Annotated in this window: 22 protein-coding genes; 8 read left to right on the top strand and 14 right to left on the bottom strand. The window is 61.0% G+C overall.

Annotation, left to right across the window (positions count from 1 at the left end; genetic code table 11):
* Nucleotides 1–32 precede the first annotated feature (32 nt).
* The 7 genes from RG540_RS23830 to RG540_RS23800 all read right to left on the bottom strand — a co-directional run bounded on the left by RG540_RS23830 (nucleotide 33) and on the right by RG540_RS23800 (nucleotide 7,613).
* Nucleotides 33–1,013, bottom strand: a complete 981-nt coding sequence (locus tag RG540_RS23830; RefSeq protein ID WP_041364129.1) for a sugar phosphate isomerase/epimerase family protein — start codon at nucleotides 1,011–1,013, stop codon at nucleotides 33–35.
* A gap of 240 nt (nucleotides 1,014–1,253) precedes the next feature.
* The gene (rbsK, locus tag RG540_RS23825) at nucleotides 1,254–2,174 is read right to left on the bottom strand and encodes a ribokinase (RefSeq protein WP_041364126.1); all 921 of its coding nucleotides are present in this window, start codon (nucleotides 2,172–2,174) and stop codon (nucleotides 1,254–1,256) included.
* 9 nt (nucleotides 2,175–2,183) lie between these two features.
* Entirely contained in the window at nucleotides 2,184–2,639 is a 456-nt protein-coding gene (locus tag RG540_RS23820; protein ID WP_041364124.1) for an RbsD/FucU family protein, read from the bottom strand.
* A 20-nt stretch (nucleotides 2,640–2,659) separates the two neighbouring features.
* Nucleotides 2,660–3,583: a carbohydrate ABC transporter permease gene (locus tag RG540_RS23815; protein ID WP_041364123.1), complete on the bottom strand. Its 924-nt coding sequence runs from the start codon at nucleotides 3,581–3,583 to the stop codon at nucleotides 2,660–2,662.
* 10 nt (nucleotides 3,584–3,593) lie between these two features.
* A complete protein-coding gene (locus RG540_RS23810; RefSeq protein WP_041364121.1) occupies nucleotides 3,594–4,703 on the bottom strand; it encodes a carbohydrate ABC transporter permease in 1,110 nt (369 codons plus the stop codon).
* 110 nt (nucleotides 4,704–4,813) lie between these two features.
* Nucleotides 4,814–6,475 carry an ABC transporter substrate-binding protein gene (locus RG540_RS23805; protein ID WP_041364118.1) on the bottom strand — a complete coding sequence of 554 codons (1,662 nt, stop codon included), beginning with the start codon at nucleotides 6,473–6,475 and terminating at the stop codon, nucleotides 4,814–4,816.
* Between the two features lie 76 nt (nucleotides 6,476–6,551).
* The gene (locus RG540_RS23800) at nucleotides 6,552–7,613 is read right to left on the bottom strand and encodes an ABC transporter ATP-binding protein (protein WP_041364117.1); all 1,062 of its coding nucleotides are present in this window, start codon (nucleotides 7,611–7,613) and stop codon (nucleotides 6,552–6,554) included.
* A 364-nt stretch (nucleotides 7,614–7,977) separates the two neighbouring features.
* On the opposite strand from RG540_RS23800, the gene RG540_RS23795 reads away from it, so the two are divergent.
* The 3 genes from RG540_RS23795 (at nucleotide 7,978) to RG540_RS23785 (ending at nucleotide 9,192) form a co-directional block, all read left to right on the top strand.
* Complete coding sequence (locus RG540_RS23795) at nucleotides 7,978–8,418, top strand: RbsD/FucU family protein (RefSeq protein WP_041364114.1); 441 nt, start codon at nucleotides 7,978–7,980, stop codon at nucleotides 8,416–8,418.
* 88 nt (nucleotides 8,419–8,506) lie between these two features.
* Nucleotides 8,507–8,773, top strand: coding sequence for a type II toxin-antitoxin system Phd/YefM family antitoxin (locus RG540_RS23790; RefSeq protein WP_041364111.1), 267 nt, complete (start codon nucleotides 8,507–8,509; stop codon nucleotides 8,771–8,773).
* A complete protein-coding gene (locus RG540_RS23785; protein WP_041364108.1) occupies nucleotides 8,770–9,192 on the top strand; it encodes a type II toxin-antitoxin system VapC family toxin in 423 nt (140 codons plus the stop codon). Before RG540_RS23790 ends, RG540_RS23785 begins: the two co-directional genes overlap by 4 nt.
* A gap of 340 nt (nucleotides 9,193–9,532) precedes the next feature.
* On the opposite strand, the gene RG540_RS23780 is transcribed toward RG540_RS23785, so the two are convergent.
* Nucleotides 9,533–10,255 (bottom strand): ribonuclease activity regulator RraA, encoded by a 723-nt coding sequence (locus RG540_RS23780; protein ID WP_041364107.1) that lies wholly within the window; start codon nucleotides 10,253–10,255, stop codon nucleotides 9,533–9,535.
* A 72-nt stretch (nucleotides 10,256–10,327) separates the two neighbouring features.
* Nucleotides 10,328–11,338: an IclR family transcriptional regulator gene (locus tag RG540_RS23775; RefSeq protein WP_407668966.1), complete on the bottom strand. Its 1,011-nt coding sequence runs from the start codon at nucleotides 11,336–11,338 to the stop codon at nucleotides 10,328–10,330.
* Between RG540_RS23775 and RG540_RS23770 the strand changes: the two genes are divergently transcribed.
* The 5 genes from RG540_RS23770 to RG540_RS23750 are packed head-to-tail and all read left to right on the top strand — an operon-like array spanning nucleotide 11,325 to nucleotide 16,666.
* The gene (locus tag RG540_RS23770; protein ID WP_041364103.1) at nucleotides 11,325–12,845 is read left to right on the top strand and encodes an ABC transporter substrate-binding protein; all 1,521 of its coding nucleotides are present in this window, start codon (nucleotides 11,325–11,327) and stop codon (nucleotides 12,843–12,845) included. The two genes, RG540_RS23775 and RG540_RS23770, sit on opposite strands and share 14 nt — an antisense overlap.
* 41 nt (nucleotides 12,846–12,886) lie before the next feature.
* Nucleotides 12,887–13,807, top strand: coding sequence for an ABC transporter permease (locus RG540_RS23765; protein WP_041364102.1), 921 nt, complete (start codon nucleotides 12,887–12,889; stop codon nucleotides 13,805–13,807).
* The gene (locus RG540_RS23760) at nucleotides 13,804–14,721 is read left to right on the top strand and encodes an ABC transporter permease (RefSeq protein WP_041364099.1); all 918 of its coding nucleotides are present in this window, start codon (nucleotides 13,804–13,806) and stop codon (nucleotides 14,719–14,721) included. The genes RG540_RS23765 and RG540_RS23760 overlap by 4 nt, the downstream gene beginning before the upstream one ends.
* Complete coding sequence (locus tag RG540_RS23755; RefSeq protein WP_046599322.1) at nucleotides 14,721–15,692, top strand: ABC transporter ATP-binding protein; 972 nt, start codon at nucleotides 14,721–14,723, stop codon at nucleotides 15,690–15,692. The genes RG540_RS23760 and RG540_RS23755 overlap by 1 nt, the downstream gene beginning before the upstream one ends.
* Nucleotides 15,689–16,666: an ABC transporter ATP-binding protein gene (locus RG540_RS23750; protein ID WP_041364096.1), complete on the top strand. Its 978-nt coding sequence runs from the start codon at nucleotides 15,689–15,691 to the stop codon at nucleotides 16,664–16,666. Before RG540_RS23755 ends, RG540_RS23750 begins: the two co-directional genes overlap by 4 nt.
* A gap of 88 nt (nucleotides 16,667–16,754) precedes the next feature.
* Here RG540_RS23750 and RG540_RS23745 read toward each other — a convergent pair whose 3' ends face one another.
* From RG540_RS23745 to RG540_RS23725, 5 genes are all read right to left on the bottom strand, one after another.
* On the bottom strand, nucleotides 16,755–17,786 hold the full coding sequence (locus RG540_RS23745; RefSeq protein WP_041364093.1) for an L-idonate 5-dehydrogenase: 1,032 nt from the start codon (nucleotides 17,784–17,786) through the stop codon (nucleotides 16,755–16,757).
* Nucleotides 17,787–17,796: 10 nt separating this feature from the next.
* Nucleotides 17,797–18,744, bottom strand: a complete 948-nt coding sequence (locus RG540_RS23740; protein ID WP_041364091.1) for a 2-hydroxyacid dehydrogenase — start codon at nucleotides 18,742–18,744, stop codon at nucleotides 17,797–17,799.
* A gap of 195 nt (nucleotides 18,745–18,939) precedes the next feature.
* On the bottom strand, nucleotides 18,940–19,707 hold the full coding sequence (locus RG540_RS23735; RefSeq protein ID WP_041364088.1) for an SDR family oxidoreductase: 768 nt from the start codon (nucleotides 19,705–19,707) through the stop codon (nucleotides 18,940–18,942).
* A 53-nt stretch (nucleotides 19,708–19,760) separates the two neighbouring features.
* Nucleotides 19,761–20,435, bottom strand: a complete 675-nt coding sequence (locus tag RG540_RS23730; protein WP_040124272.1) for a 4-carboxy-4-hydroxy-2-oxoadipate aldolase/oxaloacetate decarboxylase — start codon at nucleotides 20,433–20,435, stop codon at nucleotides 19,761–19,763.
* A 100-nt stretch (nucleotides 20,436–20,535) separates the two neighbouring features.
* Nucleotides 20,536–21,372 (bottom strand): ABC transporter substrate-binding protein, encoded by an 837-nt coding sequence (locus RG540_RS23725; protein ID WP_041364086.1) that lies wholly within the window; start codon nucleotides 21,370–21,372, stop codon nucleotides 20,536–20,538.
* Between the last annotated feature and the right edge of the window lie 11 nt (nucleotides 21,373–21,383).

The following is a 21,383-nucleotide window of genomic DNA, read 5'->3' as shown; positions in this document are numbered from 1 at the left end:
TAAGGTTTCAAGAATTTCAGCGTTCGGGCGGCTCAGCCGAGCATCAACTCCTGGACAACGGCCTGCGCAGATACGGCATCCTGTCGGTCAATCGCCCCGGAAAGGCGGTTGTCCTGCTCGAGGCGATCCACCACCGTCAGCATCCGCTTGACGGTCTGGATGTTTACCTCGCATTCGTGGACCGGATCGAGACCGGTCATATCGGGAAACGTGTCGAAATAGATCGCGCCGTCATAGCCGTCCTTACGGATCTGACGCAGAAGCTCGATCGTCTGCTGGGCATGCACCGCGCCGACCATCAGGCCGTCGTCGCGCTTGGCATAGCCGTCGTTGAGATGAACGCCGAGGAGCCGGCTGTATCGGGCGATGAGAGCTGCGGCAAAGGCCGGCTGCTCGTCGGCATAGAGCACATGGGCGAAATCCAGCGTCACGCCCAGATTAGGCATATCGACGTCCTTGATCGCAAGAAGCGTGGTCGCGCAATCGGGCATCAGGCTGTAGGAGCGTGGCTCGTTCGGTTTGTATTCGATGCTGATCTGGCAGTCGGGATCATGGGCGCAAACTTCACGAATTCCATCCACTTCGTGTTGCCATAACATATGATAGTTCGCCTGAAAGGCATAATCGAAGCCATCCTGCCCGAGCCAGAGCGTCATCAGGTTGCTGCCGGCGGCGCGCGCCGCGTCGATGCCTTTCTTCGTCAAGTCGATCGCCTCGCGGCGAACCGCCGGATCAGGGTTGGTGAAGGCGCCGATCTTGAAGGCCGGATTGGTATAATAACGCATGGCGAAGCCGTTGATCGCCAGGCCGAGATCGCCAATCATCCCGGCCAGAAGCGACGGATCGTCGGCAACATGGTCGGGATAGTTGAGATCGAGATCAGTCAGACCTTCGACCTTGGCTGCGCGCGTCGCCATCTGCATCATGGTCGGCTTGCCCGAAAGATCAGGCCATTCGGCCTTCGGCTTCGAGGCGAAGGAATTCAGTCGGGTCGCAAATCTCGGTTCTGGCACGGGTCTGGCTCACTTCAATCACTACAGATACAACTTCACAAGATTATTATTATTTGTAAAGTTATAATTGTTGTGCGGCGCACCAATTCGTATGGCGAACGCTCCAGAGACCTGTTTTCGGCCTTTCCCGTGATGTACGAACGCGCGTAAGCGGCCAGCCGGGATCGGCAGCCATGGCTGGCCGAACCTCGAAACCGGCCTTGGAAAGTTTCAGTCGGCTGCACCGGCAGGACTTCGGCGTCAGCCCGCCATCACCGCCTCGATCTCGGCAAGCGTGGGCATTGCGGGGGCCGTTCCGCGTCTGGTGACGGCGATGCCGGCGGTGGTGCAGCCGAAGCGGACAGCATCGAGCGGTGCCGCGCCCCGCGCAAGCGCTGCAGCAAAGCCGCCGACGAAGGCATCGCCGGCACCGGTCGTATCAATGACCGGGCCGCAGGAGACGGCGGGCACATGAGTGGATTGCCCAGCATTGCGGAACAAGACGCCCTGCCCGCCGAGCGTGATGACCGCCGTACCGACACCATGCGACAAAAGCACATCGCCCGCGCGCTTTGCATCCTCCAGGGTTTCGAGCGGAAATCCGACCAACGCTGCGGCTTCTGTCTCGTTGGGGATGATATAGTCGCAGAGCCCGTAGATCTCCGCTGGAAAGACGCCCGCGGGTGCGGGGTTGAAGATCGTGGTAACACCGGCCTGCCTTGCGATTTCGAGCGCCCGATGGGCTGCCGGTGCGGGCTGTTCTAGCTGGGTGATGAACACGGCGGATAGCTCGATAGTACTCCGCGCTGCCTCGACATCCTCGACGCCGATCGTGCCGGCCGCTCCGGCATAAACGATGATCGCGTTGTCGCCGGTACGGTCGTTGACATAGATGAAGGCAGCGCCGGTCGGATGGTCGTCCATGACAGTCAGCTTCGCCGTCACGCCGGCCTGCTCATAGGTCTTGAGCGCCAGATCACCGAATGTGTCGCGGCCGATCTTCGAGATGAAGGAAACGTCGGCCCCTGCCCGCGCGGCAGCCACCGCCTGGTTGGATCCCTTGCCGCCCGGCCCGACGGAAAAGCCGCTGCCGGCGATGGTCTCACCCACGGCCGGCATGCGCGGCGCGAGATAGGCCGTGTCGGCGACGAAAATACCGAGAATGGAGATTCCGGTTCCCATGCCGAAACCTCACACGCCTGCAGGTGGGATGACACCCTTGGTGAACAGGAAGCAGCCATAGAAGCGCGTTTCACCGGTCGAGATCACGCAATAGGCCTTCTTGGCCAGATCGTAGAAAGCGAAGCGCTCTATGCCGTACATGGGCGAAGGCCTGCCTTCCGCCCGGTCGATCTCCGCCTGCACTTCGCCTTGCACGGTCGGAATTTCGTCCGGCGCGCCCATGACTTCCATGCGACCGGCAGAATTCTGGAGCGGCGTGTCGAGCGGCAGCACCGAGAGAATGGCGCGGATCGCGTCACGAGCCGAGAGATTGGCAATGCTGAGCGGCCGGCCGACGACCGTCTGTCGGGCGACGCTGTCGCTCGGGAAGTTGGTGTCGGAGACGACCAGCGTGTCGCCATGCCCCATGGAGCGAAGCGCGTGCAGCACGTCGGCGTTCAGCGCCGGATGAATATTCTTGAGCAAAATGTCCTCCTCAATACGATTTATTTGACGGCGCCCGCCGTCAGCCCCTTGACGATATAGCGCTCCAGAAAGATTCCGACGAGGACCAGCGGCATGATCGCTGCCGTGGCGATGGCGGCCATCGACCACCAGTTGATCCCCTGCGACCCCGTCTGGCTGGCCACCATCACCGGCAGTGTCTTGGCATTCGAACTCGTCAGCAGCGCAGCAAAGAAATATTCGTTCCAGCACAGAATGACCGAAAGGATGAAAGCTGCCACCATGCCGGGCAGCGCGATCGGCAGAACGATCCGCAGATAAGCGCCCCAGATCGAACAGCCATCCACCAGTGCCGCCTGTTCCAGCTCGACCGGAATCGTGTCGAACTGGTCGCGCATGATCCAGATCACGATTGGCAGTACCATGAGCGTATAGACGAGGATCAGACCGATCAGTGTATCGAGCAGCAGCAGGTTTTTGTAGAGAACCAGGAACGGCATGGCGAGCACGACGGGCGGCAGGATCAACTGCGACAGGAAGAAGAAGGAAATGTCCTTGTTCGCCATCCAAAGGAACTTGTAGGAGAACCGGCTGAGCCCATAGGCCGCCAGCGACCCAATGAGCACCGCCAGGAACGAGGCCCCGGCGGACGCCACGATACTGTTGAAAAACCGGCGGAGGAACTCGTCCCGCACGGTTGATGGCGCAAGGATCGTATCCGGCGAGAGGCCGAGCGAACGCCAGCCTCTCCAGTCCGGCGTGAAGTCCACGAACGGGATCAGATGCCCCTGCGTGACGTTGACGGCTGTCTTGAACGAGGTCGTGATCGTCCAGTAGATCGGAAAGAGCGAGACGAAGGCCCAAAAGACCAAAGCCGCATAGATCAGCAGGCTGGTGGTCAGGAATTGCGGGCGCCGCGACCAAAGGCTTCCCGGCTTATCGGATGTTTCAGCGGTGATCGCCATGGGCTTCGCCTCAATTTTCACGTTGCATCCATCGGCTCGCCCCTTTGAGGATGAGCGCGACGAAGATGATGATGATGACGAGATAGAATTCCGCAAGCATGGTCCCGTAGCCGACATTGGAACGGTCACGATATTCCCGGAAGATGAAGCTCGACACGGTATCCGTCGCCCCGCCCGGTCCGCCGGCGGTGACGTTGATGACGATATCGGCGAGCTTCAGCTGGAAGATAATGCGCAGGATGATCGCCGTCATGCTGACCGGAAGCATCAGCGGAAAGGTAATTTCCTTGAAACTCTGCCAGCCGGACGCACCGTCGACTTTTGCCGCCTCCTTGATTTCGGAAGGAAGTGCCTGAAGGCCGGCAAGCAGCAGGATCATCATGAACGGGATCGATACCCAGGCATCCATCGCCATGATCGCGGTGCGTGCAAGCCAGGGCGTCGAGAAAAAGGCCGGGTTGTCCCAGCCGAGATGGCGCGCAAGCGTCGCGGCCGGGCCGAACCGGTACTCCATCAGCGACTTGCCGATCATCCAGCTGACCGCCACCGGGCTCAGCATCAGCGGCAGGAGAAAAGCGACACGGAAGAATTTTCGGGCCTTGATCTCTGTGTTGAGCAAGAGCGCCAGCCCGAAGGCGATGGCATATTGAACGAGTACCGAGAGAACGTAGTAGACCATGTTCAGAAGCGCGTTCCAGAAATACACGTCCGCAAACAGCGCGCGTAGATTGTCCAGCCCGTTGAAGCGTCGGCCGGCAGCCGCGCTCAGATTCCAGTCCGTGAAGGCGATATAAAGCCCGAAGACGGTCGGGAAAACCACCATGGCGACGGTGAAGAGAATGGCTGGAAGGACGAAAACGGCGCGCTGCCCTGCCTCTCCGCGGATCATCACTTGGCTCGCACACAAAGCCACCGCCCAGAAGATATAGGCAAACAGCAGCGATCGCCAGCTTACGAGCCCGAGCGCCGTAACCCCGCCCGCCTCGAGGATCTGAAGAATGAGGACGGCGAATAACAGGATGCTCGCGGCAATGATCAAAAGCCGGCCGCGTCGGGCGGCGGTGTGCTGGACCGTCGTCCGCTCCACGGGGCTGATGGCTGGCGTAACCGTATGCGACATAAGCAAGACCCTTGGGGCAGAAGGCGTGCTGAAGCGGGCAGAGGCTCAGGCGCCACGACTCTGCGCCGCCTGAGATCATTGAGGAGACAGCCGAAACTGCCCCGCGGGTGTCAGGCCCCGAGCGAGGCCTTGTAGAGCGCGAGTTGTTTGTCGCGGCCGAGCTGATCGGTGATCTTCTCCCACGCCGCAGCAATCGCATCGGCACCGGCCTGAGCGGTCGCCCGTCCAGCGAATACCTTGGCCAGTTCGTCTTCCGCGACGCTGTAATACTGGAAGATGCCCGGAATGCGCGGCTCGATTGCAGCGTTCGGGTGGTTGTAGGAATTCGACTGCGAAGCGAGATAGCCCGAGATGAACGCCTCGTCGTAACCGGCCGACACCCATTCCTTGATGTCGAACTGGCTTTTACGATAGCACTGGAAGCCGGATGGATAAGCGGCCGTCCAGAGCGCCAGGTCCTTGCCGCCAAGATGGGCGGCCGCACTCCATGCCGCCTTCTTCTTTTTCTCGTCTCTATCGACCCGAGCCATCACATAGACGCCCCATCCGAGATAGGCCATGTTCGGCGCATGGTTCGGCCCGCTTGCGAGTTTTTCCCATTTACCGGTCTTGGCATTGTAGACATCGTCCGATCCCGGAAGAATATCGAAACCGATGGTCTCGCCGACGACGGAGCTGTCGCTGGTGCGCGCGCTTGCGCCCACATCCCCCCACCAGGAGACCATGGAACCGGTGCCGGCCAGGAATTGCTGGAAGGCTGTCGTGCCCGGGTCGGCATTGAGCTGATCGCCCGCTTCCGATGGCAGGGCGTCGATGATGTCCTGAATCGCGCGGACCCATGCCGGGTTGTTGATCCGCGGCTTCATCGTATCGGTGTCGAACAGCCAGGCCTTGTCATTGGGATGCTTGGCATAGGCGGTGGCGCGGCTGCCGAGGAAGTAGAAGCCGAAACCGCCCCAAGCCTTGGGCGCGTCGAGATAGCCGACAGCTTCCATACCGCCGACGGTCTTGCCCTTGAGGAACTTGGTGACCTCCTGAACCTTCTGCCAGGTCTTCGGAACGCCCCACTCACCCTGGTGGCCTTCGTCCTTCCAGGCTTTCGCGAGGCCGGCATCGGTGAAGTAGTCGGTGCGGTAGTTGAAGTTGTGGCAATCGCCATCGACCGAGACGCGGTAGGTCTTGCCGTCCCAGGTGCCAACCGGCGCCTTGAGGTAATCGACATAGTCGTCCATGTCGATCTGGGCCTTGACCCAGTCCGGCATCTCCGACGCCAGCCCCTTGCCGCAGACATCGCCCTCGAACGGCGCGCCCATTTCGAGCAGGTCGAAATCGACCGTACCCGTGGCGATCGCCTGCTGCAGGCGTGGACTGTAGTCGGCTTGCGCGAGGTCGATCCACGTGATCCTGGCGCCGGTATAGTCTTCCCAAGGCTTGAGGAAGCCCCGGAACAGGACGTTATGCAGGTTCTGGTTGTTCAGCCCCATGAAAGACAGCTGGATGCCAGCGAACTCGCCCTGTTTCACGCTCTTCTTCGTCGCTTCCAGGCACATCCCACCGACCTTCTGCCAATCGGCGTCGGTTGGAGACCCTTTGCCGACGCCCGGCACCTGCAGGATCTGGCTGCGCAGCGACGCATCCTGCGCAAAGGCCGTTCCAGGCGAACCGAGCATGCCGCTCGTTGCAGCCACGGCACCGAGGCTTGCACTCGTCTTCAGAATGGCGCGCCGGCTGAGGCCGATCGCCATCATTCTCTCGAAATCACTGACTTTCATGTGGGTCTCCTCCCTTTGATAGAACGCCACCGTTCGTGGCTGCCGGCGCCTCCTCCTCGAAGCGCCGGCCAGGCTCTCAGTCGAGCCTCAATCCGCTCTCGGCATCGAACAGATGGACGAGGTTTGCGTTCGGTGTCATCGCGATCACACGGTCCGAAGGTTCCTCGATGCGGTCGCGAAAAACGCCGATGATCTTCTGCTGCCCGAGCCTTGCAAAGACCTGCGTTTCCGATCCGGTCGATTCCACGACCGTCACGTGGGCGCTGACCGCGCCGCCGAGCGTGAAATGCTCCGGCCGGATGCCGTAAAAGGCCGGCCGCCCGTCCGAGCCCGCAGGCGCGCGGTCGAGCGGCAGTCGAATGCCGTCATCGGTCTCGAAGAACGGCTCCGCGGCGGCGCGGATATGCCCCTTGATCAGATTCATCGACGGGGAGCCGATGAAACCGGCAACGAAGGTGTTTGCCGGCGTATCGTAGAGCGTCCGCGGCGTACCGATCTGCTCGACGCGTCCGTCGCGCAGCACCACGATCCGGTCGGCCATGGTCATGGCCTCCACCTGATCGTGCGTCACATAGATCATGGTCGTCGCCAGCCGCCGCTGCAGTTCCTTGATCTCGGCGCGCATCTGTACGCGCAGCTTGGCGTCGAGGTTGGAGAGCGGCTCATCGAACAGGAACACCTTGGGATCGCGCACGATCGCCCTTCCCATCGCCACACGCTGGCGCTGCCCCCCGGAAAGCTGGCGGGGATAGCGCGCAAGATACGGCATCAGGTCGAGTATCTCGGCAGCCTTGCGCACGCGCTCGTCAATATCCGCCCTGGTCTCGCCGCGCATCTTCAGGGCGAAACCCATGTTCTCGGCCACCGTTTTGTGCGGATAGAGCGCATAGCTTTGAAATACCATGGCGATATCGCGGTCCTTCGGCGGCAGGTCGTTGACCACCTTGCCGTCGATGCGAATGTCCCCGAAAGTTATCGGCTCGAGACCGGCGACCATGCGCAACAGTGTCGATTTTCCGCAACCGGACGGCCCCACCAGAACGACGAATTCGCCGTCGGGAATTTCGACGGAAACACCATGGATCACCGTCAGGCTTCCATAGGCCTTTCCGACATTGACGATATTCATCGATGCCAAAAGCTGTCCTCCTCCTACGGCGTCGCGCACTCCTCGCGCCGTTTGATCGATCCTCCCGGAGGGCGGCGACAGGTAAAGCCGTCAGCTAGACCTGTCGCCATCCGGCTTATCCTGGGAAGACGTCATCCGCCCCATAGACTTCACATAGAGACAAAATATTGTAAAGTCTCTCGGTCGAGATTTCTTTGGTATCTGCCGGCGCATTCTCTCAACGGCTTCGCAGAGCCCTGGATGGCCATAATCCGCCCAGAACGCGAGGGATAATGGAGAAAAAATTTTGCAGCGGACAGCGTCGTAATCGCGAACATTACGGACATGATTTAATTAGTAAAGAATTGGCCTCATCCAAAGGGAGGATAACAAGGTGCTGAGGGGAATCGATCCAGTCTTAAATGCGGAACTGATGCATGCTTTGATGCTGATGGGGCACGGCGACCAACTGGTCTTGTGCGACATCAATCATCCCGCACAGACAATCGCCCGACATACAACCTACAGCCGTCTCATCGACGTTTCCGGCTGCGGCCTCGAGCGTCTTACGGAAGCTGTTCTGAAGCTCTTTCCTCTTGATACCTTTGTCGACGCGCCGGTGAAACGGATGCAAGTTGTCGGCAACGTCGCTGGCCAGGTGCCCATCTTCGCGACAATACAGAAGGCCATAGATCAAGCTGAAGGGCGATCCGTCCAAATGGAGGCATTGGAGCGTTTCACATTTTATGAAGAAGCAAAAAAATCGTTTGCGATCGTAAGAACCTCCGATCCGGGCCCCTATGGATGCTTCATTTTCAGCAAAGGCGTTATCTAGCTTTTTCAGCGAACGAATTGGGGAGAGGCTTGCGCTCGAGCCCGTCGTCCCAGATAGTCATGATGGTCATTATAGTCAGGATCGAGCAATGCGGCCATCAGCACACGATGATAGGATCTGGACGGTCGCCGGCGCCAAAGCAAAACTCTCCGAGGTCATCGAGCGAGCACAATCAGTGCCCCAGACAATCACACGGAACGGAAAACCAAGCGTGGTTGTCGTTTCGGCGGAAGAATGGCAGCGGAAAACAGCACGCAAAGGATCACTTGCGGAATTCCTCATGGACTCGCCGCTCCGCGGCGCCGGCTTGGATCTGGATCGTGAACGCGATGAGCCACGCGATCTGCCGCTGTGAGACTGCTCATCGACACCAACGTTCTGCCCGAAGTAACAAAGCCCCGTCCCGACGCACGCGTTTTGGAATGGCTTGGCGGGCTCGACGAAGACCGCGCCTATATCAGCGTCATATCAATCGCAGAAATCCGCCGAGGCGTCGCTTTGATGGATAGTGGGCAAAAACGCGACACTCTGGCGGAATGGCTTTCGCATGACCTGCCGCAACGTTTCGAGGGGCGGGTGATTCCGGTGGAAGAGCCTGTCGCCCTGTCGTGGGGCGATCTCATGGCACTTGCCAAGCAGAGTGGTCGCGGACTGGCTTCAATGGACGGATTAATCGCCGCCACTGCGATAGCACACCATCTCACCCTCGCGACGCGCAACACCAAAGATTTTGAAGGTTTCGGGATTGATATGATCAATCCGTGGAACGGCTAGGAAGGCCACGCCGGCGCAAAACGGGCTCCTGATCGGCGAACTGCTATCAGTGCCCGCAGCCCCCGCGTCATTCTCGCCCGTGGTCGCTCCATCTTATTGCAAGAGGCTCGCACGCCAGCGCCGCATTCCTGCGATTAAGAAGTGCCAGATGACGCTGATCGTCACGACCACCTCGTCCAGATGCCAGATGTCGCTCAGGCTTGGCGGCTTACGCCGCAAGCTTGACAGGACTCTGGCTCATGACGGCGAGATAGCCGCAAAATCTTTCAGCTGCAGTTAACCTGACATCACCGCTCAGCAAGTTACCAGACTGAACCAGCCGGACTGGCGGTTGTAGGCGTCAAACGGCGTCAACACGAGCCCTACGCCAAACCTCGAACCGATCGAGCGTTTCCTTGTTTGGCGGATATACGCCAAGTGTCGATTTGCCAGACTCGATCTCCAGCTTCAGGAACTCCTCCTGCTCCTCCATTGCAACGGCCTCGTCAGCGATCTCGTTTACATATTCCCGAGGGATGACAATGACAGCCTCGGTGTCGCCGAAGATGATATCGTCGGGATAAACCGCTACACCGCCGCAGGCGATCGGCTGGTTCATATCGGAAGCGTGGTGGGCAACCAGATTGGCCGGCGCCGCCGGGCCCATGCAATAGGTCGGGAGCCCAAGCTGGGCGATATCGGCCGTGTCGCGAACGCCGCCATCCAGCACAAGGCCAGCGCATCCGCGGTAGACAAGGCGCCGAGCCAGCATCGCGCCAATCCCGGCAATCTCCGCCAGCGAGCGGCAATCGAACACGAGGACGTGCCCCTCGGGCATCGTGTCGATCGCCTTGCGCTGCTGGTTGGACGGATCGGAACTGTAGGTCGAACCGTCGATGTCTTCCCTGGCTGGAATGTAGCGAACGGTCACGGCCGGGCCGATCATCGGCATGTCGGCGGCTGCGAGCGGTCGCACGCCGCGAACCGCGGTGTTCCTGAGCCCACGCTTCAACAGCAAGCTACTCAGGGTCGCCGAATTTGTCCGCAAAAGTTTTGCGTAAACCAATGGGTCCAAAGCCGTCATGATAACCTCCGTTTGTCCGGCTGCGAGGTCTAGCATAACGACACGATAGTTCAATAAAGAATTTATAGTTTCTTATTTGGACATCGGATGAATGCCATTGATAGCCTTCATCACCATGGTGGCGGCGTCGAGGACCTCGCGCTTGATTGATCGAGCGCGCTCCGGCGTCGCCTCGCCGATGAACGGCACGCTGACGGTGGCGACCAGGCGACTTGCTGAATCGAATATTGGAGCGGCGAAAGCCCGCAAGCCAAGGTTCGATTCCTGATTGTCTTCCGCACTTCCGCTGCGGCGAATTTCCGCGAGCGCTTCCTTCAACGTCTCAGGATCGGTGATCGTATACGGCGTCCGGGCCTCCAGCCCGCCGGCGCAGTAGACCTCGATCTCGTTGTAGTCGGAATAGGCCAGAGCAAGCTTGCCGGCTGCACCGACATGCTTGCGCGAACGCCCGCCGACCTTGATGAACAGGGCGTAGTCGCCAGGGCTGGAAGCCGCAAATATCGTCATCATTTCATTACCTTCGGGTGCCGCCAGCCTGAAGGATTCGTAGATCCTGTCGGCCGCGGCCGCCAGGATCGGCCTCGCCGCCTCGATCAGCGTCACCCTATCCGCGCCGGGCGAAATACGCCGCGCGAGCTGCACGAATTTCGGCCCCAGCTCGTAGGAAGCTCCGCCATTCACCCGAGCCACAAGCCCATGTGCGGTCAGTGAATTGAGGATGCGGTACACGGTCGAACGAGGCACTCCGAGCTGATCGACCAATGCGCCGAGCGAAATTCCGGTCCTCGCATCGGCGACCGCCTCCAGTAGATGCGCCGTCTTTTCCACCACCGGAGACCCATGCTTTGGTTCAATCATGAACTTCAAATTCCATATGCGGATTGCTTGCCTTGACTTCTTGAGATCGAACGAGCATGTTGGGGTCGCAAGTGTCATATTTGACACTACGCACTTGCAGGAGGAAGTAAAGCCATTTGAGCGCGGGTTGTCCCCGCGGAGCCGGATGACTTTGAGGAAGAGATCACCGAGGCGCCGTATGCGGTTCGATTGGATTTGGAGGAGGGCTTTTATGAAAAAGATCATGGGTATCCATGCGTTGAGCATGGGGCTTGCAATGTCGCTGGCGGCAAGCGCCGCAATTCCCGCTCGGGCGGCCCCGGACAAGCTGACGGTCGTGGTGACAGATGAACCGAAATCGCTCGATCCCTGCGATACGGACCTCTCGGGCAATTCACGCATTCTGCACAACAACATCACCGAAGCGCTTGTCAATCTCAGCCCCAAGGATGGTTCTGTCGTCCCGAGCCTCGCCACCAGCTGGCGGCAGGTCGATAGCCTGAACTGGGAGTTCAAGCTGCGCCAAGGCGTGGCCTTCCACGACGGCAAGGCGTTCGATGCCAATGCGGTTATCGCGGCTCTGAAGCGGGCTCAGGATCCGGCGCTCGCCTGCGAAGTGGGACAAGCCACGCTAAAGGGCCTCAAACTCAATGCAGAAGCCGTGAACCCGACGACGCTCCTCATAAAGACGGACGTCGTCGAGCCAATCCTCCCAAACAAGCTGTCCGCCCTGGACATCGGTTCGCCGGCAACCCCGGGCGACGCCAAGACGCGCAACCCAGCTGGAACCGGACCTTACAAGCTGGTCGCGTGGACGCCCGGTCAGTCGGTCGGTCTCGCGGCCTATGAAGGCTATTGGGGCGACAAGCCTGCAATTCCCAAAGCGACGATCATCTGGCGCTCCGAGTCCGCGGTGCGGGCGGCGATGGTCGACACCGGCGAAGCGCAGATCGCCTATGAAATCGCACCCCAGGACGGCACCACCGGACAGGATCATGCTTTCCCAAACGCCGAAACCTCGCTGTTGAGGATCGATGCGCAGATTGCACCCCTCAACGACAAGCGCGTTCGCGAAGCACTCAACCTCGCGATCGACAGGGATGGCCTCATCGGAACGATCTTCCACAAGGACGCTCAAAAGGCGATGCAGGTCGTGCCACCGTCGGTCTTCGGCTTCAATCCTGACATTCCCGTTTGGAACTACGATCCGGAAAAGGCGAAGTCCCTGCTTGCGGCCGCCAAGGCGGATGGCGTGCCGGTCGAAAAGGAGATCGTCATCTACGGCCGCATCGGCATCTATCCGAACTCGTCCGAAAGCCTGGAGGCTATTCAGGCCATGTTGGCGGATGCCGGTTTCAACGCTCGGCTTGAAATGCTCGAGACAAGCCCGTGGCTGAAGCGGCTGCTGAAACCGTGGAACAAGGATCGCCCGCCCTCGATCCTGCAGACGCAGATCGACAATGCCGAGGGCGATGCCGTGTTCACGCTGCCGAACCGCTTTACCACGGATGGCAACCAGTCGACCATCACGGACGCCGGTCTCGACAAGCTGATCGCCGATGCCTCGAAGGCGACCGGTGACGAGCGCAAGAAGCTGTTCCAGCAGGCCTTCAAGTACATCGCCGTCGATACGGTCAACATCGCACCGCTCTTTCACATGGTCACGATCGCCCGTGTCGCCAAGAACGTGAACTATACGCCCGATGTACAGGCAGGCAACGAGATCAAGCTGAAGTCGATCAGCTACCGTTGATCTGCCCGGCCGACGGCTTGAATGTCGCTTGAGGAGAGCGGATGTCCTTCACCTATTTCCTGAAACGTGCGGCCTTCGCGGCGCTCGCGCTTGCGGCGCTGATGACATCCGCTTTCTTCCTCGTGCGGCTGACGGGCGATCCCGTCAATCTCTACCTGCCCGTCGACGCTTCGGATGCGGCGCGCGAAGCCATGCGCATCCGTCTTGGGCTCGATCGCTCGCTCCTGGCCCAGTTCTTCGATTGGGCTTGGGATATTCTCAGCCTCGATTTCGGAATGTCTCTCTGGCACAATCGCCCGGCCATGGACGTGGTACTCGAGGCGCTGCCGAACACGCTGGCACTTGGCGCCATCGCGTTGGCTCTGGCTTTCACCGCCGCGATCGTCATGGGATCCATTGCTGCCGTGAACGCCGGTGGCTGGATCGACCGGGGCGTCAATGTCCTGTCGCAGGCAGCCGCAAGCGTGCCGGATTTCTGGCTCGGCCTGATGGGCGTGCTTCTGTTTGCGGTCACCTTCCGCATTCTGCCGACGTCAGGCTTCGGCGGCCCGATTTACTGGGTGCTACCCGTCGCCTGCCTGTTTGCCCGACCTTTCGGAACTCTGGTGCAGATCGTCCGCGGCTCGATGATTGAAGCGCTGAATGCGACATTCGTCCGCACGGCGCGGGCCAAGGGCGCGCGTGACGGACGGGTCACCTTCGTGCACGCGCTTCGTAATGCTCTCCTGCCGGCGGTCACGGTGACCGGCGACCTTGCCGCCCAATTCGCCGGCGGTGGCGGCGTCGTCGAGGTGGTCTTCGGGTTTCCCGGCATCGGCAAACTCCTGATCGACGGCATTCTGAAACGCGACTTCGCGATCGTCCAGGCATCGATCTTTGCCGTCGCGGTCGTGATCTTCGTCATCAATATCCTGGTCGACATGCTTTATGCCTCGATCGACCCGCGCGTGAGGGTCGAATGACAGACACGTCCGCCGAATTCTTCCCGGCCCGCGAGCGCCGCAGCCGCCGCATCCTCTGGCTCCTGCGTGCGCTCGCGGGTGACCCGATGGCCGTCGCCGCGGCGATCTGGCTGCTGATCGTCGTGCTCGCCATCCTGACCGATTCCCTGTCGCTCCTCGGCGACAATCGCATTTCGCTGAAGGCGCGCAACCTGCCGCCGTTCGACTTCGGCCAGTCCTGGACCTTGTGGCTGGGTGCCGACGCACTCGGACGGCCACTCCTCGTCCGCCTCATTCAGGCGGCTTCGACGACGATCGGCATCGCCGTGGTGACCGTGCTGACAAGCCTGATCGGCGGAACGCTTCTGGGCGTGATCGCCGGGTATTTCGGCGGCATCGTCGGAAACGTCATCATGCGGATCTGCGATATCATCCTCGGTTTCCCGACGCTGCTGGTGGCACTCTTCGGCCTCTACCTGTTCGGTCCGAGCGTCGGCAACCTCGTGATCGTGCTCGCCATCACCCGCATGCCGGCCTATATCCGCGTCGCAAGAGCCGAAACGCTGGAGGTCCGCGAACGACTTTTCGTCGATGCGGCGCGCGTCTTCGGTGGCGGACCGACCTGGATCCTGCGCACCCACATCCTCCCCAGCGTCGCGCCCACCATGCTGACGCTCGCCTCGGTCAATCTCGCCATGGTCATGTTGTTCGAATCCGGCCTCAGCTATCTCGGCCTCGGCATCCAGCCACCTTCGGTGAGCTGGGGTCTGATGGTCGCCCAGGGCCAGGGCTATTTGTCGTCCGCCTGGTGGCTCGGCTTTTTCCCCGGCCTCGCCGTCATGCTCACCACCATGTCCTTCAACCTGCTCGCCAACTGGTTCCGGATCGTCAACGATCCGTCGCAGCACTGGCGTCTTGTAAGCCGGAGGCGCTGATGGCCCTTCTCGAAGTCGAGGATCTGCAAGTCAGTTTTGACACGGCGTCCGGCCGCATATTCGCACTCAATGGCGTCTCCTTCTCGCTGGAACGCGGTGAAGTCCTGGCCCTTCTTGGCGAAAGCGGCTCCGGCAAGTCTGTGACCGCATCTGCCATCATGGACCTCGTTCCCAATCCTCCGGGCGCTATCGACCGGGGGTCGATCCGCTTCGACGGGACGGAACTGTTGAAGCTTTCGCGCAACGAACGGCGAGATCTGTGCGGCAGCCGGATCGCCCTCATCTTTCAGGATGCGCTTGCGGCGCTCAATCCCGTCTATCCTGTCGGCTGGCAGATCGCGGAGATGTACCGCATCCACAGCCGCAGCCCCGAAGGCGGCGTCGAGAAGGCTGTGATCGACCTCCTGACGGCAATCGGCATTCCCGATCCTGAACGTCGGGCGCGGCAATATCCGCACGAGCTTTCCGGTGGCATGCGCCAGCGCATCATGATCGCCATGGCCGTAGCACTCGAACCGGATGTCATCATCGCCGACGAGCCGACGACGGCGCTCGACGTCACGATCCAGGCGCAGGTGGTTGATCTTCTGGCCACGATCCGTAAACGCAGCGATGCCGGAATGATCTTCATCACCCACGATCTGGGTGTGGTAGCCGAACTCGCTGACCGCGTGGCCGTCATGTATGCCGGCCGGATCGTCGAGACCGCAAATGTCTTCGAACTTTTCGAGGATGCACGACATCCCTACAGCGTCGGCCTGCTCGCCTCGCAGCCGCGCCTGGATACCGATGACGACGAACTGGTGCCGATCCCCGGCTCGGCGCCCAATCCCGTCGCCCTTCCTTCAGGCTGCGCGTTCAGGACGCGCTGTCCGCGTGCCGAAGGGCTCTGCGCCGAGGTCGTCCCTCCTCTTGAAACCGTGGGGCCGGGTCGCCAGGCCGCCTGCCATTTCCCGGTATCGCCAGCATGAACCAGCCTCTTCTCAAAGTCGAAAACCTTTCCCGGCACTTCGGCAGCGGCGCGACGCCCGTGCGCGCGGTCGACGACGTCAGCTTCGAGATCGCCCGCGGAGAGACGCTCGGCCTTGTCGGCGAAAGCGGTTGCGGCAAGACTTCCCTGGTCAGGACGCTCCTGAAGCTCGGGCCGGCGACCAGCGGCAGCGCCGTTCTCGATGGCGTGGAAATCACAAAAGCGAGCGGAAGGGAGCTGCATGAATTGCGCCGCAAGATGCAGGTCGTCTTCCAGGACCCATACCAGTCACTTAATCCGCGCATGCGGGTCGACCGGCTGATCTCCGAACCGTGGGCGCTGCATCCCGGCGCCATGCCAAAGGCCCGCTGGCGGGAAGAGACGGTCAAGCTGCTTGAATCCGTGGGGCTGCGTGCGGAACATGCGGACCGCTATCCTTCGGAATTTTCAGGCGGCCAGCGGCAGCGGCTTGGAATTGCGCGCGCCCTGACACTCAACCCGACACTCCTCGTCTGCGACGAACCGGTCTCCGCCCTCGACGTCTCGGTTCAGGCACAGGTCGTCAATCTGCTCGCCAGGCTGAGGCGCGAGCGCAATCTGGCGATGCTTTTCGTCGCGCACGACCTTGCCGTCGTGCGGCACGTCGCGGACCGTGTGATGGTCATGTATCTCGGCAAAATCATCGAGACCGGGCCGAAGCAATCGATCTTCAGCGCGCCGGCACATCCCTATACGCAGGCCCTGATGTCGGCCGTTCCGACACCGGACCCAAGACTTCGTGGTCATCGCAAGCGCATCGTGCTGCAAGGTGATCTTCCAAGCCCTGCCAATCCCCCGAGCGGATGCCGATTTCGGACGCGTTGCTGGAAGGCCACTTCGATCTGCGCGGAACAGGAGCCCGGACTGACGGCAAGGACGGCTGCCCCGGGATTGCTGACTGCCTGCCACCATGCAGAGGCCGGAACCGCACGTTGATTACGGTGGTTGGCGTGGCCAATTACCAACCAATCGCCCAACCGGACGGTTTCTTCGAACTCATGGTTTCGTTGCTGACTACGCACTGTCAAAACGCGAGTTGCACCTTCATCGATCGCGTCCGGTCACCGGCCGCCTCGAATGCCTTGACGGCGTCTTCGAGGGGATAGGTTCCGGTGAGCAGCGGCTTCAGGTCGACCCTTTTCCTTCCAATCAGGTCGACCGCCAGGCCGAACTCGTCGTGGAAGCGGAAAGTGCCCTTCATCTCGATCTCCTTGGCCACCACCATGTTCTGCGGGATCGACACGTCGCCGCCGAGCCCGAGTTGGACGAGGATGCCGCGCGGCTTCAGCACCTCCAGCCCCGAACGCAATGCGCTCTGGTTTCCCGATGCCTCGAACTGAACGTCGAAATAACCCTTGTTGGCCGAGTGGGAGGCCAGTTCCTCGGGCTGGTTCGCGACGTTGATCACCCGGTCGGCACCAACCTGGAGCGCCGTCTCGAGTACAGGGGTCATCACGTCGGTGGCTATGATCTCACGGGCACCATGGGCGCGTGCCGCGATGATCGCCAGCGCACCGATCGGGCCGCAGCCGGTCACAAGAACCCGCTTGTCGGCGAGCCCGCCAGCGCGGACGACGGCGTGGAGCGCCACAGCGAAAGGTTCGGCCATCGCGGCTTCGTGGATGGAGGCACCATCGGCGACCTTGTGGCATTGCCACTGTTCGGCAACCAGCCGCTCGCGGAAGGCCCCCTGGATGTGCGGCATCGGCATGGCGGAGCCGTAGAAGCGCATGTTGAGGCAATGGTTCTGCTGGCCCTTGAGGCAGTAGTCGCAGGCATTGCAGGGGCGGCTGGGCGACACCGCCACCCGGTCGCCGACGGCAAGGTCGGATACGCCTGCCCCCAATGCCTTGATCGTTCCTGCAACCTCGTGGCCGAGGATCATCGGCTCGCGGACGCGCACGGTGCCGAAGCCGCCGTGGTTATAATAATGCAGGTCGGAACCGCAGATGCCGCCTGCCTCGATGGCGACCTCCACCTGCCCGGGGCCGAGCGCCTCGACCTCCCGTTCCTCGATGCGCAGATCCTTGGCGGCATGAATGACGACGGCTTTCATGGACTTATCCTCAGAGAACGGGTGTCGGCAGGGCGGCGCCGGCGAAGTGGGCGGCAAGGTTGTCGCGCACCAGCTTGCCCATCGCCTTGCGGGTCTCGATCGTGCCGGATGCGTGATGCGGTTGCACCAGCACGTTGCCGAGTTCGAGGAAACGCGGATTGAGCTTCGGCTCGCCTTCGAACACGTCGAGTGCCGCAGATCCGAGCGCTCCGCCTTCGAGTGCGGCGAGCAGCGCTTCCTCATCGATATTGGAGGCGCGCGAGATGTTGATCAGCATGCCTTCCGGACCGAGGGCGGCGATCACGTTCTTCGAAACGATATGACGCGTGGCCGCCGACGCGGCCAGCGTCACGAACAGGAAGTCGGAACGCCGGGCCAGTTCCACTGGATCAGAGATGAAGGTCATGTCTTCCGCATACGGCTTGGCTGACACGTCGCTATAGGCGATGTCCATGTCGAAGCCCTTAAGGCGCTTGGCGACTTCGAAACCGATACGGCCAAGGCCAAGAACCCCCGCCTTGCGGCCCCAGACCCGGCGCTTCAGGGGATAGAGGCCTTGTGTCTCCCAGCTTCCGTCCCGGACCCAGGCCTCGGCGCCGATCATGCCGCGCGACTGGACCAGCATCATCGCCACGCCGAGATCGGCCACGTCATTGGTCAGCACATCGGGCGTATTGGTGACATTGATGCCCCGTTGCCGGCAGGCGTCCAGGTTGACCGCATCGTAACCGACCCCATAGACCGAGACGAGCTCGAGCTTCGGCAGCTTGCCGATCAGGTCGGCGGAAGCGCCGAGCTCCCCGCGCGTGGCGATGGCGCGGATATCGGCGGCGTGTTCGCTCACGAAGGCATCGCGGTCGACGGCCTCGTAAAGCTTCAAGACATTGTACTGCACTTCCAGTTCGACCAGATCCCATTCCGGATATGGGCCGATCAGAAGAATATCGGGCTTGCTCATGTTTCCTCCAGAAGTCCTGTTCAGCTTGCGCGCCCCTTGCGGGCGGCCAGTAGCGTCACGGCCATCGCAATGATGGAGTCCAGTGACTGTTGATATCGATGGTCGCAACGTCCGGCTCCGTAGTCGGAAGCTCGAGCGTCGCACTTGCCGCAGCCCGAGACGCCCATCACGACGATCGGCCCGAAGGCTCCTGCCTCAGAGGCTGGTGGTGATGCCGCCATCGACATAGAGCGTGTGTCCGTTGACGAAGGAAGAGGCCTTGCTTGACAGGAAGACGGCCGCACCGACCAGTTCCTCGACATCGCCCCAGCGTCCGGCGGGCGTGCGTTTCTCAAGCCAGGACGAGAATTCCTGGCTGTCGACCAGTGCCTGGTTCAACGGCGTCTTAAAGTAGCCGGGCGCGAGCGCATTGATCTGCAGGCCGTGCTTGGCCCAGTCGGTGCACATGCCGCGCGTCAGGTTCTTCACCGCCCCTTTCGTCGCCGTATAGGGAGCGATGCCGGGGCGCGCGAGTTCGCTCTGCACCGAAGCGATGTTGATGATCTTGCCACGTCCGCGGCCGATCATGTGCTTGGCCACCGCCTGGCCAACGTAGAAGACACTGGAGACGTTGGTCTTCAGCAACTGCTCCCAGCGGTCGATGGGGAAATCCTCGAGCGGGCTGCGGAACTGCATCCCGGCATTGTTGACCAGGATGTCGATCGCACCGACTTCGGCCTCGATCGCATCGACCCCGCGCTTCACGGCCTCGGCGTCCGTAACGTCGAAGTCAGATACCGAAACCGTCACACCAGTTTCCTTGAGCTGTCCTGCAGCGGTCTCGAGCTTGGCCCTGTCACGGCCGTTCAGGACGATGGAAGCTCCGTGTTCCGCGAGGCCTCTGGCAAGCGCAAAGCCGATACCCTGCGACGAACCCGTCACCAAGGCTCGCAAACCGGTCAGATCAAACAGGGAATAGCTCATCGGATACCTCGTTCCTTGAGCAGGAAAAATGCTGCGACATCTGGAGCGCCTGCTCAGATATCGACGACAAGTCCCTTGGCTTTCAACACCGGTTCCAGCTTGCTGACCTCGATGACCGACTTTCCCTGTTTGTAGGCTTCGATATAACCGGCTTCCGCATCTTCGCGGGCCTGCGACAGACGCGCTGCCTCTTGCGCCTCGGCGCGGCGCACGACAACGAGGCCATCAGCATCGCCGACGATGATATCGCCCGGATTGATGATCTCTCCGCCGACGATAACCGGATCGTTGACGGCAGCGATGGTTTCCTTGACGGTGCCCTTGATGCAGACGCTGAGCGAAAAGACCGGGAAGCCAAGCTCCCGGAGTTGCAACGTGTCACGGACCCCGGTATCGGTCACCAGGCCGCCGATGCCCTTTGCAAGGCAGGCATTGGCAAGAACATCGCCGAAAGAGCCGGCCTCTTCAAACTCGCCCGCAGACACGACGATGATATCGCCCGGTTTGGCGTAGTTGATGGCAAGCTGCAACATGATGTTGTCGCGCGGTGCACATTTGACAGTAAAGGCCGGGCCGCACAGCTTCATGCGATAGTCGACCGGCTTGAGGCGTGAGGAAAGCGCGCCCCTGCGCCCCTGCGCTTCATGGATCGTGGCCGGCGAGAATTTGGCGACCGCTTCGATATCGGCCTTGCTTGGCCGTTCTGCGATGTCTTTGATATGGATCATGAAAAAATCTCCCATGGCAAGACCGGCGGCGGGCACGTCCCGCCACCTGCAGCCTTCGTTGATTTGCGATTGAGTTCAGGCAGAGCCGAGCGAGAGACGATTACGGGATTGGGTCGAACTTCAGTTCGGAAAGCGGCACTACCTTGTCGGTGCGGGTCATCTTGTATTCGGTGTCTTGGCCAAGCCACTTGTCCCAGATCTTGTTGAGATCGCCGGACGTGTCGAGCTTGCGCAGGATTTCGTTGACCTTGGCGGTCAGGGCGGGATTGTCCTTGGCCATGCCGATACCGATTGGCTGGAAGAGCATCGGCTCCTCGATCATCCGCATCGGCTTGCCCTTTGTCTTGGATTCGTTCACCAGCTTGGTCGTGGTCATGGTGTTGGCGACCATGCCGCGTGCCTTGCCCTGCTGGACGGCGAGATAGGCGGAGCCGGTGTCCTGGAAGGTCAGCGGATCGGACTTGTTGAGCTTGATCGACATTTCCGATGTCGAACCCTTGGTGGAGGCGACGCGCTGGCCTTCGTAGTCGGACTTCTTCTTGCCGGCATCGTCGACTGGAACGATCAGCATTTCCTTGGCGAGATAATAGGGATCGCTGAATTGGATCTGCTCGGCGCGGCCCTGGGTATAGGCAAGATTGGCAACCGTGATGTCGACGCGGCCAAGTTTGACTTCCGGCACGCGGGCTTCGACCGAAACCGGCTTCACTTCAGCCTTGACGCCGAGTTCCTTGGCGATGGCATTGCAGAGATCGACGTCGAACCCGACCATCTCGCGCGTCTTCACATCCGGAGCGGCGAATGGCGGAACGTCGGCAAACGTAGCGCAGCGCAACGTCTTGCTGGCCAGGATCGTGTCGAGTTGGTCCGCGACCGCCGGCGAAGCGGCACCGGCCGCTGCCAATGCGATGGTTAGTGTCAGGCATTTCCAGTTCATTGCTGTTCTCC

The sequence above is a fragment of the Neorhizobium galegae bv. orientalis str. HAMBI 540 genome (assembly GCF_000731315.1).
GTDB lineage: Bacteria > Pseudomonadota > Alphaproteobacteria > Rhizobiales > Rhizobiaceae > Neorhizobium > Neorhizobium galegae.
Note: the sequence above shows the minus strand (reverse complement) of the source record. Positions and strands in the feature narration are given on the sequence as shown.

Coding starts and splice junctions, on each gene's coding strand:
- RG540_RS23775 (WP_407668966.1), bottom strand. CDS start 11,338: ATGATCTTTTTCATAAAAGCCCTCCTCCAAATCCAATCGAACCGCATA.
- RG540_RS23755 (WP_046599322.1), top strand. CDS start 14,721: ATGGCCCTTCTCGAAGTCGAGGATCTGCAAGTCAGTTTTGACACGGCG.
- RG540_RS23770 (WP_041364103.1), top strand. CDS start 11,325: ATGAAAAAGATCATGGGTATCCATGCGTTGAGCATGGGGCTTGCAATG.
- RG540_RS23805 (WP_041364118.1), bottom strand. CDS start 6,475: ATGAAAGTCAGTGATTTCGAGAGAATGATGGCGATCGGCCTCAGCCGG.
- RG540_RS23750 (WP_041364096.1), top strand. CDS start 15,689: ATGAACCAGCCTCTTCTCAAAGTCGAAAACCTTTCCCGGCACTTCGGC.
- RG540_RS23740 (WP_041364091.1), bottom strand. CDS start 18,744: ATGAGCAAGCCCGATATTCTTCTGATCGGCCCATATCCGGAATGGGAT.
- RG540_RS23815 (WP_041364123.1), bottom strand. CDS start 3,583: ATGGCGATCACCGCTGAAACATCCGATAAGCCGGGAAGCCTTTGGTCG.
- RG540_RS23745 (WP_041364093.1), bottom strand. CDS start 17,786: ATGAAAGCCGTCGTCATTCATGCCGCCAAGGATCTGCGCATCGAGGAA.
- RG540_RS23760 (WP_041364099.1), top strand. CDS start 13,804: ATGACAGACACGTCCGCCGAATTCTTCCCGGCCCGCGAGCGCCGCAGC.
- RG540_RS23765 (WP_041364102.1), top strand. CDS start 12,887: ATGTCCTTCACCTATTTCCTGAAACGTGCGGCCTTCGCGGCGCTCGCG.
- RG540_RS23780 (WP_041364107.1), bottom strand. CDS start 10,255: ATGACGGCTTTGGACCCATTGGTTTACGCAAAACTTTTGCGGACAAAT.
- RG540_RS23730 (WP_040124272.1), bottom strand. CDS start 20,435: ATGATCCATATCAAAGACATCGCAGAACGGCCAAGCAAGGCCGATATC.
- rbsK (WP_041364126.1), bottom strand. CDS start 2,174: ATGGGAACCGGAATCTCCATTCTCGGTATTTTCGTCGCCGACACGGCC.
- RG540_RS23735 (WP_041364088.1), bottom strand. CDS start 19,707: ATGAGCTATTCCCTGTTTGATCTGACCGGTTTGCGAGCCTTGGTGACG.
- RG540_RS23790 (WP_041364111.1), top strand. CDS start 8,507: ATGCGGCCATCAGCACACGATGATAGGATCTGGACGGTCGCCGGCGCC.
- RG540_RS23810 (WP_041364121.1), bottom strand. CDS start 4,703: ATGTCGCATACGGTTACGCCAGCCATCAGCCCCGTGGAGCGGACGACG.
- RG540_RS23725 (WP_041364086.1), bottom strand. CDS start 21,372: ATGAACTGGAAATGCCTGACACTAACCATCGCATTGGCAGCGGCCGGT.